This is a genomic window from Avibacterium volantium (genome assembly GCF_900635775.1).
Classification (GTDB): domain Bacteria; phylum Pseudomonadota; class Gammaproteobacteria; order Enterobacterales; family Pasteurellaceae; genus Avibacterium; species Avibacterium volantium.
Window position 1 is genome coordinate 60,834 of record NZ_LR134167.1, and the last position, 16,487, is coordinate 77,320.

A 16,487-nucleotide genomic window follows, 5' to 3' on the forward strand; every position below is an offset into this window, starting at 1 on the left:
CTTAAGATGGATCTTGCTTATTTAGCCCAAATCCCTGCCGAAGAATTTGTACAACGCCGTGAAAAATTGTTGGCGCAAATGGCGGAGAATTCTTTGGCGATTATTTTCTCAGCGCAGGAACAAGTGCGCAACAAAGACACTCACTATCCTTTCCGTCAAGACAGCTATTTTTGGTATTTAACGGGCTTTAATGAGCCTGATGCGATCTTAGTATTAGCCAAAAGCACGCAACAATCTCGCACAATATTGTTTTTACGCCCTTCTGATCCGCTAATGGAAACTTGGAACGGTCGCCGTCTGGGCGTGGAAAAAGCAGCTGCTAAATTAAACTTAAACGAAGCCTATTCCATTGAAGATTTTGCGCCACAATGGCAAAAAATTAGCCAAAATTTTACCGCACTTTACCATAACCCTGAGCCACAACCTTGGGGCAATAAATTGTTGGAGAAAAGTGCGGTGCAATTTTCGCAAGTTTTTGATTGGGCTGCGATTTTAGATGAAATGCGTTTAATCAAATCCACCAATGAAATTGCGCTTTTACAGCAAGCGGGGCAAATCACCGCATTGGGACATTTGCGCGCAATGAAACAAACGCGCCCGAACCGCTTAGAATTTGAAATTGAAGGGGAATTGCTACACGAATTTAACCGCTTTGGCGCACGTTTTCCGTCCTTTAATTGCATTGTGGCAGGCGGTGAAAACGGCTGTATTTTGCATTACAACGAAAACGATCAGACTTTGAAAGACGGCGAATTGGTACTGGTGGACGCAGGCTGTGAATTTGCTTACTACGCTGGCGATATTACCCGTACCTATCCCGTTAATGGCAAATTCAGCCAAGCCCAACGTGAGATTTATGAAATCGTGCTAAATGCACAAAAGCACGCCATAAAATCCTTGGTGGCTGGCAATAATATTCAGCAAGTGAATCAAGAAGTGATCCGCATTAAAGTGGAAGGTTTGGTGCGCTTAGGCATTTTGCAAGGGGAGGTGGATCAGCTGATCACCGATGAAGCCTACAAGGCCTTTTATATGCACGGATTAGGCCATTGGCTTGGTATTGATGTTCACGATGTAGGGCGCTATAGCCTTGAAAAAGACAGCAAATTACGCGATCGTCCATTAGAAGTGGGAATGGTGCTGACGGTTGAACCAGGCTTGTATATTCCAACCAATGCCAATGTGCCTGAGCAATATAAAGGCATTGGCGTGCGTATTGAAGATGATATTGTGATCACCGAATATGGCAACAAAGTGCTAACCAGCGCCGTGCCAAAAGAAATTGATGAAATTGAACAAGTGATGGCACATAACGCGTAATGACAATGAGGTAAAACGGGGCAAAAATGGAACAAATTGAGCATTATGATGTGATTATCGTGGGGGGCGCAATGGCAGGTTGCACCCTTGCTTTAGCGTTAAGAGCGCAAACTCAAGGTAAAATGCGCATTGCGTTATTAGAAAAGCAAGCGCCCCAACAACATCAGCAAAGCGGTTTTGATGCCCGTTGTATTGCTCTTTCAGCAGGTTCTTGCCAACAGCTTGCACAGCTCAATTTGCCCAACCAACAATCATTATGGCAACAAATTTCTCCCCTTGCCTGCCCCATTGAGCATATTCACGTTTCTGATAAAGGTCATAGTGGTTTAGTCGAATTTCACGCTGATGAATTTCAGCTAAAACAACTGGGCGCGGTGGTCGCCTTACAGCCTGTGGGAGAAATCTTGCTGACTGCAATCAAGCAATACGCCAACATTGATTATTTTTCCCCAGTGGAGATTGAGCAAATCCAATTTGATCAAGTGCGGGTAACAATTTCGCTAAAAAATCACCGCACTTTATCTTGTCAGCTGATTATCGGCGCAGACGGCACGAAATCTTTGGTGGCGAAATCTGCCAACATTGCGATCAACAAACTTTGCGATTATCAGCAAACCGCCATTATCACCAATATTCAAACGCAGCAACCACATCAGCAACGTGCCTTTGAGCGTTTCACAGCGCAAGGCCCACTGGCGTTGCTGCCAATGCAAGAGAATTTAATGTCCTTAGTATGGTGCGTGAAATCACCCGATGAGCTAATGGCATTGCCTGATGACGCATTTCTCGCTCGTCTGCAACAGCAATTCGGCTGGCGGCTTGGCAAATTGCAACAATGTGGCAAGCGTTTTGCTTATCCTTTGGCGTTATATCAAGCCAGCCAACATATTCATCACCGAACAGCGTTAGTCGGCAATGCCGCACAAACCTTACACCCTATTGCAGGACAAGGGTTTAATCTTGGTATGCGTGATGTGATTTGCTTGGCTAAATTGTTAAGTCAAGCCTTTATGCAAGGGCAAGATCTCGGCGCATATTCTTTATTAAGCCAATATGAAAATGCACGCCAAGGGGATCAAAAAACGCTCATCAACTTAACCAACGGCTTGGTTTCTCTCTTTGCCAATGAATTATTACCGCTACAAATTGGGCGAAATCTGGGGCTAATGGCAATGGCGCAATCTCATTTACTCAAACAGCAGTTTATTAAACCGGCATTAGGGTCTGTTGATAATTCATTTTACATTTGAGTTATCGTTTAAAATTAGCGCAATCGCGACGCCGTTCGAAACCAAGAGAGGTTCTCTTCGTGAGAACGGCAACAAAGAGTGCGCTAATTTTAAACATAACCCGAAGGGCTGGGGCTATTTTTCGTGATAACGGTGTTGAACGCGGTTCGTTTAGAATGGCTAAACTTCACCCCGTTCGCCTTGTTCTCACAAAAAATAGCCATCAGCTCAAATGTAAAATGAATTACCAACAGACCCTATGGTTAGAATAGTGAAAAATTTTGATCTGATTATTATCGGTGGTGGAATGGTGGGGCTTGCGCTGGCCGCCAAATTAAAAAATACCGCAATGCGTATCGCCCTACTCGAACCTAATCCGCCACATTTTTCTTTAACGAATATTGCTTATCGTGTCAGTGCGTTAAATCTTGCGAGCGAACATTTATTGCAAGAACTCAACGCGTGGCAAACCATTCAAGCTGAACGTGCCACCGCCTACGATAAAATGCTGGTGTGGGAAAAAGACAGTTTCGCCAAAATTGAATTTGACACCAAAGGTTTAGGCATTTCCCACCTTGGGCATATTGTGGAAAACCAGCTCATTCAGCATAGCCTATGGCAGCAGGTTGCCACGCAAGAAAATGTGGAAATTTTCAACACAACAGCGCAACACTTGGGCATTAACGAAAGCACCGCCATTCTCACCTTAACAGACGGGCAAATGTTAGCGGGGAAACTGGTTGTGGGTGCAGACGGCGCAAATTCTTGGTTACGCCAAAAAGCCAACATTCCACTGATTTTCCGTGATTATGGGCAATATGCCTTAGTGTGCAATGTGAAAACCGCAGAACCACATCAACACTGCGCCAGACAAATTTTTGCTCCAGATAGCATTTTGGCGTTCTTGCCATTACATCAAGAAAATCTGTGTTCTATCGTGTGGTCGATTCCGCCAGAACAAGCCAAACAGTTGAGCTGCTGTGAACAAACAGAATTCAACAAACAACTGAGTATCGCCTTTGATAATCAGCTGGGATTATGTGAAGTGCAAAGCGAACGCCAAGCCATTCCGCTTACCGCGCGCTATGCACGCAACTTCGCTCAACCGCGTATCGCCCTAATTGGCGATGCCGCACACACCATTCACCCGCTGGCAGGACAAGGAGTAAATCTCGGCTTGCAAGATGCCCTACTACTCGCGCAAGAAATCGAAAAACATTTTGCTCTGGGCTTAGACATCGGTGAATACCGCAACCTACGTTATTACGAACGCACACGCAAAGCCGAAGCGGTAAAAATGCTCATCGCAATGCAAGGCTTAAAAGATCTCTTCGCTGGCAACAACCCACTGAAAAAACTCGCCCGCGGCATTGGCCTTAGCGCTACCAATCAATTCAGCTTGTTGAAAGAACAGCTTATTCGGCAGGGATTGGGGATTTGACTTCAAAAAAACGCCCATTTTCGGGCGTTTTTTGTGGCTGTTATATTAAGGCTTCAACTGTGCTGTTTTTTCTTTAACAAGCGCATAGACAAAATACAAAATTGATGTTGCGCCAAGGCAGTAGTAGCCAATCCAAGCATAATCAGGGACATTATGTGCCATAAAAATGTACATAGTGAAAGAGAGGAAGCTAATAATTAATGCGACTGGTTTTGCTAACGCCCAAGGTTTAATATCCACCTGTTTGGTGTATTCTTCTTTATATGGCGTTTCCATTGGTGCAATTTTACCAATAATAAGCATGACCACTACATTAATCACAAAGAGAATGGAGATTAAGTGGAAGAAGTGAATGTCCACTTTAATAACAAATGAACAGAAAATGTAAGCAACCATACCAAAAATTAAGCCAAATTTTGCCGCAATTGGTGGAACGCGTTTGGTTAGCAGCCCCACTACAACTACACTTAAAATCGGAGCGTTAAAAATACCTTGTAGCTGTTGAATTAGGAAGTAAAGCCCTTCTGGCGCATTAGCAACCAGTGGTGCCACAATCATTGCAATGATTGCTAAAACTGTGCCGACAATCTTTCCGACTTTGACTAATTGAAGATCGCTCGCATTAGGATTGAGTTGAGCTTTATATACGTTGCGAGAGAAAAGCGTAACGGAAGAATTTAATGCGCTATTAAATGTTGAAAGCACAGCACCTACGACAACCGCAGCAAAAAAACCGACTAATGCTTCAGGTAAAACAAGGTGCACAAGATCTGGATAGGCTTGATCTGGCACATCAAGTTGTCCTTGGAAAATGTGGAAGGCAACAATTCCCGGAAGGATAATGAGTAAAGGTCCTAACAATTTTAGGAATGCACAGAATAGTACACCTTTTTGCCCTTCTTTGAGGTTTTTTGCGCCTAAAGCACGTTGGATAATAGATTGATTTGTACACCAGAAGAATAGGTTGGATACAATCATTCCGGTAAATAATGTGGAGAATGGGACAACGGAATTTTCATCGCCAATAGAATTAAAATGGTCTGGATTAGCTTGATAGACTTCTTTCAGCCCTTCCCAAGGGTTTCCTGCCCCGACATAGGCAAGCCCTAAAACGGTAACTAAAATACCGCCAACTAATAACCCAACGCCATTAATCGTATCAGATGCAGCAACCGCTTTTAAGCCACCAAAAATAGCATAAATTGAACCAAGAATGCCAATGCCCCATATCATTATCCAAATAGCAGTCGTTTTGCTCACGCCAAAGACCACAGAAACTTGGAATAAACTTTCCAATGCTAAAGCACCTGTATAAAGCACGATAGGTAATAAGGAGATAACATAGCAGCCTAAAAAAAGTAAGGAGGTGATCAGTAGTGTGCCTTTATCAAAGCGTTTTTCTAAAAATTCAGGGATTGTTGCTATCCCTAGCTTTAGATATTTAGGCAGAAAATAAAGGCGAATGCGGCAATGGTGATGGCTGCGATCACTTCCCAAGCCATTACGATAAATCCTTGACGATAAGCCAGTCCATTCAAGCCAACTAAATGTTCCGTAGAAAGATTGGTCAGCATCATTGAGCCTGCTATGAATACCGCGGTTAATGAGCGTCCTGCGAGATAATACCCTTCCGAGTTACTCAGATCGTCTTTTCTGGTGTACCACCAAGCTAATACAGCAACTAATGCCGTAAAACCTACAAAGGGAATAAAGGCTAACATAACGATTCCTTATATCTTGTTAGATAAGTTGATTACATCAAAGAAACTCCATTGATTGAAATATACATTTCAAATATTAGATAATCAAACAGAAATATTTCATTTTGTTATGGAGATCAAATTTTTGGCTAGGTACTAGATTTATGCGATGAAAAGCTCATCAAAGGGTAGAAAAATGCTTAAACCCTCATTTTTTATAAGTGCGGTGGAAAAAATGTGAGTTTTTATGTGCTTTTTTCTATTTTTGAATGGCAAAACACGATCTAATTCACAATTTTTTAACTTGATGATTGCGAGCCTTTGACCTTAATGCTATATATAAAAATAGATGATTTGTTTCAAAATTATCTAAAATTGAAATTTATATTCACAAAACTGGACCTTGTGCAATATAGTGGTATTTCGGCTTTGTAATCAATCTAACCTTTAAAATAGGAGTAGAAGAATGAAAAAAACACTATTAGCAATGTTATGTGGCGGATTGTTATTGACCTCCCAAGCGGTGATGAGTAAGCAGCTTGTGATTGGTGCCCCAATGAATTCTTTCGCTGATAAATGGCAAACATATTTACAAGATTCAATTCGTGATTTTGATGCAAAACACGATGATGTGGAAATTAAATTATCCGATGCAAATGGCGATCCCGCTCGTTTGTTAAATGATGTAGAAACATTTATCGATCAAAATGTTGATGCTTTACTTGTTGTCCCTACAGATCCAAATATTGTTAAGGTCATTGGACGTAAAGCACAAAAAGCCAAAATTCCGCTCATTATTGTCAATCGCAAACCTAATGATGAAGATATGAAATACGTTACAAGCTATGTGGGATCTGATGAGATTGAAGGCGGACGTATTCAAGCGGATTTTATTGTGAATACGTTAGATGGTAAATCGGGTAATGCATTAATTTTATTAGGGCCTTTAGGGCAAGATGCTGTCACTAAGCGTACTCAAGGTAACAAAGATATTTTTGCACAACATAAAAATATCACCATCGCGACAGAGCAAGAAGGAAAATGGGAACGCGATAGAGGGTTGAGTATTGCTGAAAATGTATTGGCCGCAAATAAAGAGATTAATGTTGTGGTGAGCAACAATGATGAAATGGCAATTGGGGCGTTGCTTGCATCACGCAAACTTGGACTAAAAGATGAAGACATTCTTATTGTTGGCTTAGATGCCACGCCAGATGCCTTGGAATATTTAGGCAAAGGGCTTGATGCTACCGTCTATCAATCAGCCAAGGGGCAAGGATCTGCTGGTGCAGAAGTGGCATATTTAGCGGCAAAAGGAGAAAAAGTGCCTGCCATCAAATGGATTCCATTTGAATTAGTTACTCCAGATAAAAAAGAGGAATATCAAGCCAAATACAAATAACACTCATACCGAAGGGCAAAGTGCTGACTTTGTCCTTTCCTTTAACTGATAAACGAGATAACTCAAAGTGCGGTTCATTTTTAGGTTATTTTTGGAGTGTAAGTGATGTTGAAAAAACTATTCTTCTTATTTCTTGGCATCTTCTTTATTCCCGCATTATTTGCCAAATCCTTAACCATAGGTGTGTCGATGTATAGCTTGTCGGATAAGTATCCCACTTATTTACAAGATGCAATGCAGAAATTTGAAAAGGCGCATCAGGATGTAAAACTCAAATTTGCAGATGCAAATGGCGATCCAGCAAAAATGTTGAATGATATTGAAAATTTCATTGATGTTAATGTTGATGCCATTGTTGTAATGCTAACCGATCCAAAAATTGTGAAATCAATTGGTTTAAAAGCAAAGAAAGCAAAAATTCCATTAATTGCCGTTACGGTTAAACCTAATGATGAAGATATGCAATACCTCACCAGCTATGTAGGCTCGGAGGAAATTACTAGTGGAAAAATGCAAGGCGAATTCGTGTTACGCACATTAAATGGAAAACCTGCTAATGCCATTATTTTATTAGGTCCTTTAGGACTCGATGCACAAATTAAACGCACAGAGGGAAATAAGTCCGTTTTAGCTTCCCACCCTGAAATCAATATCCTTTCCGAGCAAGAAGCAAAATGGGATAGAGCAAAAGCAATGGAAGTTGCCGAAAATTTATTTGCCGCACACAAAAATATTAATGTAGTGCTAGCAAATAATGATGAAATGGCAATCGGTGCATTACTTGCAGCAAGAAAAGCTGGGATCGCTGATGATGAAATAATTATTATCGGTATTGATGCGACACCAGACGCGCTTGAATATCTTGGTAAAGGATTAGATGCCACCATATTTCAGTCGGCCGCAGAACAAGGCAGAATGAGTATTGAACTGGCGTATAAAGCGGCAAAAGGAGAAAAAGTTCCTGCCATAAAATGGATTCCATTTGAGTTAGTTACACCTGATAAAAAAGCACAATATCTCAATAAATATAAAGAATAACTCTGATAAATATTGATATGAAGGAGTAGAGTATGAGTACAGCGACAAAATCGCCCTATATTTTAGAAATGCGTAATGTTTCTAAAACATTTCCTGGGGTAAAAGCATTAGATGGGATTAATTTAAAAGTAAAAAGAGGATCTATTCACGCCTTAATGGGCGAAAATGGCGCAGGTAAATCCACATTGATGAAAGTGCTTTACGGCATTTACACCCCCGATACAGGCAGTGAGTTAATTTTAGATGATAAACCTTTTAAACCTACCCGACCTATTGACGCTATTCGCCATGGCTTAACAATGGTGCCGCAAGAGATTTCACCTGCCGCAAATTTAACTATTGCAGATAATTTCTATCTTGGGCGTGAAATTACAAAAGGACGTTTCTTACTTAACCAAAAAGAAATGAATGCAAGAGCAGCAGAAATTCTCAATGATCTTGGCGTGCCAATGGATGTTACCGTCAAAATGTCTGAAGTCTCAGTCGCGAAAGCACAACTTGTCGCCATTGCAACTGCCGTCTCAAATGATGCGAAAGTAATTATTATGGACGAACCGACCACGGCATTGACTGAAACTGAGGTAGAACAACTTTATCGTATTATTGATATTGTGAAAAATCGTGGTATCGCCATTATTTTTATTTCACATAAATTAGATGAAGTATTTAAAGTTTCTGATGAGATCACCGTAATTCGTGATGGGCAATATGTTGGTACAAAAGCAACGTCAGACATTACTAAAGATCAGCTTATCGCAATGATGGTTGGACGAGATATGTCTGAAATGTTCCAACGTGAGCGTTTCGAGATTTCAGATGAAATTGTTGTTGAAGTTAAAAACTTTAGCCGTGCAGGAAAATATCAAAATATTAATTTCAAAGTTCGCAAAGGAGAAATTTTTGGTATTGCTGGCTTGGTAGGGGCAGGGCGTTCCGAAATAGTAGAAGGGTTATTTGGCTATAAACCAGCGGATAGCGGTGAAATTTACATTCATGGTGAAAAAGCTGAAATTCATAATCCCTTAGATGCAATGAAATACAAAATTGGTTTTGTAACAGAAGATCGTAAATTAACTGGGCTATTTCTTAATTTAAGTATCACTGACAATATGATTATGCCGAAAATGTCTCCTTACTTGGAAAACTTTTTGGTATCAGTAACTCGTGCGCAAAAAACAGCTTATGAACAAAAAGATAAGCTCAAAATTAAGGCACCAAATGTAGAAGTGATTACGAATAATCTATCAGGAGGAAACCAACAGAAAGTATTACTCGCACGTTGGCTTTTACTTGAACCTGATATTTTAATCCTTGATGAACCAACAAAAGGTATTGATGTAGGGGCGAAAGCAGAACTCTATAAATTAATGGTTGAGCTTTCCAAGCAAGGAAAAACGATCATTATGATTACATCAGATATGCTAGAGCTACTTTCAATGAGCGATAGAGTTATGGTAATGCACGAAGGACACCAAGTTGGAATTATCCCACATCAAGAACTAACGCAGGAACGCGTTTTAGAATTAGCGTCAGGCGCATAACAGCATTTATAAACAGATCAACATTCATTCAAACCAGTAAAATGGTGAAAACAGATGAGGTATATATTATGTCACACGCGACTTTAAAGAAAATCATAAACGCTTATGGAATGGTTTTTATCTTAATTGGACTCTTTTTAGCCCTCTCCCTCTCAATTGATGGTTTTTTCTCTGCTCGCACGGTCTGGAGTATTATTGAACAGGTTTCAATGTTTGGGATTATTGCTATTGGCGTAACGTTTGCAATTATCACAACAGGGATCGATTTATCCTCAGGCTCTGTCGTGGCACTCACCGCGGTAGTTTCCGCCTCTGTGGTTACTGGCGGGGATTCCGTAAGTGCGGCAATTCTCGCTTTTGCGATTTCATTAGCATTGGGCGCACTGCTCGGCGCAATTAATGGAACATTAACCGCAGTAGGCGCAATCCCGCCTTTTATCGCCACCTTAGGTATGATGATTATTGCGCGCGGTGCCGCACAATTATATTCAGATGGATGCCCAATTGACGCCTCCTCCGAAGCCTTTACTTGGATTGCCGATGTAAATGTTTTCGGCTTACCTGGATTGGTGATTTTATATATTTTGATTGTGATTGGATCACACATTTTACTTAGCCGTTCCACCTTTGGACGCCATGTTTATGCAGTAGGCGGAAATCTTAACGCGGCAAAAATTTGTGGTATCAATACCACTAAAACCTTAATTTGGGTATATACCTTAGCGGGCGCATTATCTGGTTTAGCGGGTGCATTGCTCGCAGCTCGCACCTATGCAGGTAACCCTTCTTACGGATTAGCTTGGGAACTTGATGCAATTGCCGCAGCAGTAATCGGTGGCGTGTCATTAAGCGGTGGTTTTGGTAGCATTCCAATGTGCGTAATTGGCGCATTGATTATAGGCACAACCAACAAAGGTTTAAATATGTTAGGTGTCGATCCTTACTGGCAACAAATTGTAAAAGGTCTAATCATCGTCTTTGCCGTATTACTTGATACCTTAAAACGTCGTAAAAAAGCAAGCTAAATCCCTCGCTTGGCTTAGCTAACAACCGCCCTTTGTCTTAAATCAAAAGTGCGGTTGTTTTTTCATTATTTTTTATTCATAAAAAAGACACTACTTTTTAACCGCTTTTTCTTTATCGTTAGTTTTACGCAAACGTTTTCGTTTTGCGCGAAATTCTTTTATAATAGGCGAGTTTTTTATTCATCTAACTAATGGTAAAGTCTATGTTGCAGATTTTTCGTGGCTCTCCAGCCCTTTCGCCTTTCCGTTTAAATCAACTCGCTCAACGCTTTCAGCAAGCCCAGCTTCCAGTGAAATCTTGTTATGCAGAATATGTGCATTTTGCAGAACTCAGCGAAGCGCTGAATGCGCTTGAAGAGCAAGAATTAACCCAGTTATTGCATTATGGTCCAACCTTGGCGCAACACGAACCGCAAGGGGAATGTTTTATTGTGATCCCACGCGTTGGTACTATTTCTTCTTGGTCATCAAAAGCTACTGATATTGCACACAACTGCGGTTTAAATAAAGTGGTGCGTTTAGAGCGTGGGTTGGCGTTTTATTTTGAGTTAGAACGTGCGTTAAATGAGCAAGAACAGGCTCAACTCATTAGCCATATTTATGACCGAATGATGGAAACGGTGATCCGCACACCACAAGAAGCGGAAGTGCTATTCCAACAACAGCCGCCAAAAGCATTTACCCGAGTGGATATTTTGGCTGGTGGACGTAGCGCGTTGGAGCAAGCCAATGTGGAACTTGGCTTGGCATTGGCAGAAGATGAAATTGATTATTTAGTGGAAAATTTCACCGCACTTGGACGCAATCCAACAGATGTGGAACTTTATATGTTCGCACAAGCCAATTCAGAGCATTGTCGCCACAAAATTTTTAATGCAGATTGGATCATTGACGGTGAAAAACAAGAAAAATCCCTGTTCAAAATGATCAAAAATACCTTTGAGAAAACCCCGGATTATGTGCTTTCTGCTTATAAAGATAACGCGGCGGTAATGGAAGGCTCGAAAGTTGGACGCTTTTTCCCTGATCAAGATGGACAATATCGTTACCATAACGAAGATGCGCATATTCTAATGAAAGTGGAAACTCACAACCACCCAACGGCAATTTCTCCTTTCCCAGGCGCGGCAACAGGATCGGGCGGTGAAATCCGTGATGAAGGGGCAACAGGGCGTGGCGCAAAACCAAAAGCAGGTTTGGTTGGCTTTTCCGTTTCTAACTTGCTGATTCCTGATTTTGAGCAACCTTGGGAAAATCCATTATCTAAGCCGAACCGTATTGCTTCCGCCCTAGATATTATGCTGGAAGGGCCTTTAGGCGGAGCGGCATTTAACAATGAATTTGGTCGTCCTGCTTTGCTGGGTTATTTCCGTACTTATGAAGAAAAAGTAAACAGCTTTAACGGCGAAGAAGTGCGCGGCTATCACAAGCCAATTATGCTCGCAGGCGGTATCGGGAATATCCGTGCAGAACACGTGCAAAAAGGTGAAATCCCTGTGGGCGCGAAATTGATCGTGCTTGGTGGCCCTGCAATGAATATCGGCTTAGGCGGCGGCGCGGCTTCTTCAATGGCATCAGGCAAATCGAAAGAAGATTTGGATTTTGCGTCCGTACAGCGTGATAACCCTGAAATGGAACGCCGTTGCCAAGAAGTGATCGACCGCTGTTGGCAAATGGGCGAAGACAATCCAATTCTGTTTATCCACGATGTGGGCGCCGGTGGTTTATCTAACGCAATGCCAGAGTTAGTTCACGATGGCGGACGTGGTGGACGCTTTGAGTTGCGTGATATTTTATGTGATGAAAAAGGAATGTCGCCGTTAGAAATTTGGTGTAACGAATCGCAAGAACGCTATGTGCTTGCGGTCGCCCCTGAGAAACTCGCTTTGTTTGAACAACTTTGCCAGCGTGAACGCGCACCTTTCGCGGTGATTGGAAAAGCGACAGAACAGCAACATCTCACCTTGCACGATGATCATTTTGCCAACGATCCTATCGATCTGCCAATGAATGTGTTATTAGGAAAAACACCGAAAATGACCCGCGATGTGGCATCAGCACAGGTGAATAATCCTGCTGTAGAGCAATCTCAAATTAAGCTTAAAGAAGCATTGCACCGTGTTTTACGCCTACCCGTGGTGGCTGAGAAAACTTTCCTGATTACCATTGGCGATCGTTCCGTAACAGGAATGGTGGCACGGGATCAAATGGTCGGCCCGTGGCAAATCCCTGTAGCGGATTGTGCGGTTACTACCACTTCTTTAGACAGTTACCACGGCGAAGCAATGGCAATGGGCGAACGTGCGCCTGTGGCATTGTTAGATTTCGCTGCCTCCGCACGCTTAGCGGTTGCGGAAAGCTTAACCAATATTGCTGCCACAAACATTGGCGATATTAAACGCATCAAACTTTCTGCCAACTGGATGTCGGCCGCAGGGCATAGGGGCGAAGATGCTGGGCTTTATGAAGCCGTGAAAGCCGTGGGGGAAGAACTTTGCCCGCAATTAGGCTTAACCATTCCAGTGGGGAAAGACTCAATGTCTATGAAAACCACTTGGCAGGAAAATGGCGAACAAAAATCCGTTACCGCACCGCTTTCCTTAGTTATCAGTGCCTTTGTGCGGGTGGAAGATGTGCGCAAAACCGTTACGCCACAATTACGCACAGATAAAGGCAGCAGCCGTTTATTATTGATTGATTTAGGTGAGGGCAAAAATCGCTTAGGTGCAACGGCATTGGCGCAGGTTTATAAACAATTAGGTGATAAACCTGCAGATGTAGTAAATGTGGAAAGCCTGAAAGGCTTCTTCAATGCAATGCAACAACTGGTGAATGAACAAAAATTGCTGGCTTACCACGATCGTTCAGACGGTGGCTTGATCATCACCCTTGCTGAAATGGCCTTTGCAGGGCATTGTGGTGTTTCTGTGGATATTAGTGCGTTGGGCGATAATGATCTAGCCGTGCTGTTTAATGAAGAATTAGGTGCAGTGATTCAAGTGAAAGATAGTGATCTGGCCACTGTTCGTCAGGCTTTCGAGCAAAATGGCGTATTACATTTATTGAAAGAACTTGGCACGGTAACCACAGACAATCAAATTGAAATTACGCGTGGCACGAAAGTGTTATTGAAAGAAACTCGTTCTGAACTGCGTGGTATTTGGGCGGAATTGACCCACAAAATGCAGGCATTGCGCGATAATCCAGACTGTGCCGATCAAGAATTTGCCGCGAAGAAAAATCCAAATGATAAAGGCTTCTCCGTGTCTTTAACTTATGATGTCAATGAAGACATTGCCGCCCCTTATATTGCTAAAGGTGTGCGTCCACGCATTGCTATTTTACGCGAGCAAGGGGTGAACAGCCATTATGAAATGGCGGCCGCCTTTGACCGAGCAGGTTTTGATGCTATTGATGTGCATATGAGCGATTTACAACAGCAACGTCATCACTTAACAGACTTCCAAGCCCTTGTTGCTTGTGGTGGTTTCTCTTATGGTGATGTGCTAGGTGCTGGTGGCGGTTGGGCAAAATCTATCCTATTTAACACCGCACTTCGCGATCAATTTGCCACTTTCTTTGAGCGTGAAAACACCCTTGCTTTAGGGGTATGTAATGGTTGTCAAATGTTAGCGAATTTGGCTGAAATTATCCCGGGAACAGAAGCTTGGCCACGTTTTGTGCGTAACCAATCAGAGCGTTTTGAAGCGCGCGCGGCAATGGTGCGTATCAATGATACAGCGTCTTTATGGTTTAACGGAATGGCAGGCTCTCATATGCCAATCGCGGTTTCGCATGGTGAAGGACGTGTTGAGTTCAAAAACGATCAACAACTTGCGATGTTGCGCGAGCAAAATTTGATTATCGCGCAATATATTGATAATGATCTCAAGCCAACCACTCAATATCCAGCCAACCCAAATGGTTCAGTGGACGGTATTACCGCACTCACTAACCGCAACGGACGTGTTGCCATTATGATGCCACACCCAGAACGGGTTTACCGTGCAGTTTCTAACTCGTGGTATCCAGAAGACTGGACGGAAGATGGCGCTTGGATGAGATTATTCAGAAATGCTAGAGTGGCGTTGAAATAATAACGCTTAGAAAAGAGAAAGTGCGGTGATTTTTCACCGCATTTTTTCTGATCGAGAAAAAGATCATTTCTAAAATGCCAATTGTTTGAGATTTCGTGGGGATTTATAATTGGCGAAAATTTCCCCTAACATTTTGAGGTATAAATAATGAACATTGCACTGATTATCGGCAGTTTAAGCCAAAAATCCATTAACCGTAGCGTAGCCAATTATATCGTTTCACAGTTCCCTGCAGACGTGAAAGTAACCGAAGTACGCATTGATGATTTGCCTCTTTATACCCAAGATCGCGATCAGGTGGACGTGCCAGAATATGATCGTGTGCGTGAGCAAATCAAAAACGCTGATGCAGTGCTAATTGTTAGCCCAGAGCACAACCGTGCAATGCCTGCCGCGACTAAGAATATCATTGATATTGCTTCTCGTCCTTACGGCCGAAATTTATGGCAGGGCAAGAAAGTGGCGATTGTTACGGCTTCACCGGGGGCTTATGGTGGAATTAATTCTGGTTTGCAAATTCGCCAAAGCTTGCAAAGCATTGGTACGAATGTACTAACCACCGCAGAAGTCTTTTTAAGCAAAGCCAATCAGGCATTGGATGAACAAGGCGAAGTGGCCGATGAACGCACTGCAGGCTTCTTAAGTAAGTTTGCGCAAACTTTTATTCAATGGGCGAAAGCATAAGGCAACGAATTAGAGCATAAGGAGTGAAAATGAGCGTAGATAAATTAAATGCAATTACTAAAGATGTGGGGGGAATTCCTGTCGCGTGTCTGCTACCACAAGCGGGTAAACGTACCATTGGCGCGTGGTGTTTTCTTGACCACGCAGGACCATCAGAATTTACTGACGATAATGAGGGATTGCAAGTTGGGGCACATCCACATTGTAATTTGCAGACATTTACTTGGATGTTAGAAGGCGAAGTGTGGCACCAAGACAGCCTTGGTTATCGTCAATTAATTAAGCCAAAACAAGTGAACTTAATGACCGCAGGTACAGGCAATCAGCGTGGCATTAGCCATACGGAACAAACCCCTGAGGGCGTGCATCAGCTTCACGCTGTACAGCTGTGGATTGCGCTTCCAATGAATCAAGACATTGAGCCAAATTTTCAACATTATCCTGAATTGCCCGAATGGCAAGAAAATGGCGTGAATTACATTTTAACCACAGGTAGCTATCAAGGCAGAACCGCGCCAACTCAGCAATATAGCCCGTTAGTTGGCGTAGATATTCAATTTCAGCAAGGTCAAACCATTACCATAGAACAACAGCCAAACTTTGAATATGGCGTACTTGTGCTGAAAGGTGAAGTAGAAATCGAAGGACAAGTTTACCAACAAGATCAACTAGTTAGCTTAACGGATTGCCAAGCTCACGAATTCAAAATCAAGGGCGAAGCTGACAGCCATATTATGCTGTTAGGCGGAGAACCATTACCACATAAAACCTTAGTGTGGTGGAATTTCGTGGCAGACAGCCAAGATGCCTTACGCCAAGCGATAGCGGATTGGAATAACGGGCATTCCCGTTTTGGACATATCGATCTAGAAGGTACGAGATTACGCCGCTTAGTCGCCCCTGAAATTCCTACCCGATTAGCAGAATAATTCATTTTTCGTTTAAGCCCTTTGCCAAAAGGGCTTTGTTTTAGGAGAAAATTTGTAAAAAAACACCGCACTTTTTCTCTC

The 16,487-nt window shown here is 42.4% G+C and carries 10 protein-coding genes and 1 pseudogene; 10 read left to right on the plus strand and 1 reads right to left on the minus strand.

The genetic code is table 11. The features are described 5' to 3' along the window. The first annotated feature begins 6 nt into the window (after positions 1 to 6). From pepP to ELZ61_RS00335, 3 genes are all read left to right on the plus strand, one after another. A complete protein-coding gene (gene pepP / locus ELZ61_RS00325) occupies positions 7 to 1,320 on the plus strand; it encodes a Xaa-Pro aminopeptidase (RefSeq protein WP_126370627.1) in 1,314 nt (437 codons plus the stop codon). Between the two features lie 26 nt (positions 1,321 to 1,346). Next, positions 1,347 to 2,570, plus strand: coding sequence for a 2-octaprenyl-6-methoxyphenyl hydroxylase (gene ubiH / locus ELZ61_RS00330; RefSeq protein ID WP_126370629.1), 1,224 nt, complete (start codon positions 1,347 to 1,349; stop codon positions 2,568 to 2,570). A gap of 250 nt (positions 2,571 to 2,820) precedes the next feature. Continuing rightward, positions 2,821 to 3,990: an FAD-dependent monooxygenase gene (locus tag ELZ61_RS00335; RefSeq protein ID WP_126370631.1), complete on the plus strand. Its 1,170-nt coding sequence runs from the start codon at positions 2,821 to 2,823 to the stop codon at positions 3,988 to 3,990. A gap of 45 nt (positions 3,991 to 4,035) precedes the next feature. On the opposite strand, the pseudogene ELZ61_RS00340 reads toward ELZ61_RS00335, so the two are convergent. After that, a pseudogene (locus ELZ61_RS00340) lies at positions 4,036 to 5,711 on the minus strand (solute:sodium symporter family transporter). Positions 5,712 to 6,156: 445 nt separating this feature from the next. Between ELZ61_RS00340 and ELZ61_RS00345 the strand changes: the two are divergent. The 7 genes from ELZ61_RS00345 to ELZ61_RS00375 all read left to right on the plus strand — a co-directional run bounded on the left by ELZ61_RS00345 (position 6,157) and on the right by ELZ61_RS00375 (position 16,406). Beyond that, on the plus strand, positions 6,157 to 7,092 hold the full coding sequence (locus ELZ61_RS00345) for a substrate-binding domain-containing protein (RefSeq protein ID WP_126370633.1): 936 nt from the start codon (positions 6,157 to 6,159) through the stop codon (positions 7,090 to 7,092). A gap of 105 nt (positions 7,093 to 7,197) precedes the next feature. Next, positions 7,198 to 8,130 carry a substrate-binding domain-containing protein gene (locus tag ELZ61_RS00350; RefSeq protein WP_126370635.1) on the plus strand — a complete coding sequence of 311 codons (933 nt, stop codon included), beginning with the start codon at positions 7,198 to 7,200 and terminating at the stop codon, positions 8,128 to 8,130. A 32-nt stretch (positions 8,131 to 8,162) separates the two neighbouring features. After that, the gene (locus ELZ61_RS00355) at positions 8,163 to 9,671 is read left to right on the plus strand and encodes a sugar ABC transporter ATP-binding protein (protein WP_126370637.1); all 1,509 of its coding nucleotides are present in this window, start codon (positions 8,163 to 8,165) and stop codon (positions 9,669 to 9,671) included. A gap of 68 nt (positions 9,672 to 9,739) precedes the next feature. After that, positions 9,740 to 10,696 carry an ABC transporter permease gene (locus ELZ61_RS00360; RefSeq protein WP_126370639.1) on the plus strand — a complete coding sequence of 319 codons (957 nt, stop codon included), beginning with the start codon at positions 9,740 to 9,742 and terminating at the stop codon, positions 10,694 to 10,696. Between the two features lie 203 nt (positions 10,697 to 10,899). Continuing rightward, the gene (purL, locus tag ELZ61_RS00365; protein WP_126370640.1) at positions 10,900 to 14,793 is read left to right on the plus strand and encodes a phosphoribosylformylglycinamidine synthase; all 3,894 of its coding nucleotides are present in this window, start codon (positions 10,900 to 10,902) and stop codon (positions 14,791 to 14,793) included. A gap of 147 nt (positions 14,794 to 14,940) precedes the next feature. Then, positions 14,941 to 15,477, plus strand: coding sequence for an NADPH-dependent FMN reductase (locus tag ELZ61_RS00370; protein WP_197717461.1), 537 nt, complete (start codon positions 14,941 to 14,943; stop codon positions 15,475 to 15,477). 29 nt (positions 15,478 to 15,506) lie between these two features. Next, complete coding sequence (locus ELZ61_RS00375) at positions 15,507 to 16,406, plus strand: pirin family protein (RefSeq protein WP_126370644.1); 900 nt, start codon at positions 15,507 to 15,509, stop codon at positions 16,404 to 16,406. Positions 16,407 to 16,487: the final 81 nt, after the last annotated feature.

Bases quoted from the DNA above. Each gene is read 5' to 3' on its own strand.
- pepP (WP_126370627.1), top strand. From the start codon at position 7: ATGGATCTTGCTTATTTAGCCCAAATCCCTGCCGAAGAATTTGTACAA.
- ubiH (WP_126370629.1), top strand. From the start codon at position 1,347: ATGGAACAAATTGAGCATTATGATGTGATTATCGTGGGGGGCGCAATG.
- ELZ61_RS00345 (WP_126370633.1), top strand. From the start codon at position 6,157: ATGAAAAAAACACTATTAGCAATGTTATGTGGCGGATTGTTATTGACC.
- ELZ61_RS00350 (WP_126370635.1), top strand. From the start codon at position 7,198: ATGTTGAAAAAACTATTCTTCTTATTTCTTGGCATCTTCTTTATTCCC.
- ELZ61_RS00355 (WP_126370637.1), top strand. From the start codon at position 8,163: ATGAGTACAGCGACAAAATCGCCCTATATTTTAGAAATGCGTAATGTT.
- ELZ61_RS00360 (WP_126370639.1), top strand. From the start codon at position 9,740: ATGTCACACGCGACTTTAAAGAAAATCATAAACGCTTATGGAATGGTT.
- purL (WP_126370640.1), top strand. From the start codon at position 10,900: ATGTTGCAGATTTTTCGTGGCTCTCCAGCCCTTTCGCCTTTCCGTTTA.
- ELZ61_RS00370 (WP_197717461.1), top strand. From the start codon at position 14,941: ATGAACATTGCACTGATTATCGGCAGTTTAAGCCAAAAATCCATTAAC.
- ELZ61_RS00375 (WP_126370644.1), top strand. From the start codon at position 15,507: ATGAGCGTAGATAAATTAAATGCAATTACTAAAGATGTGGGGGGAATT.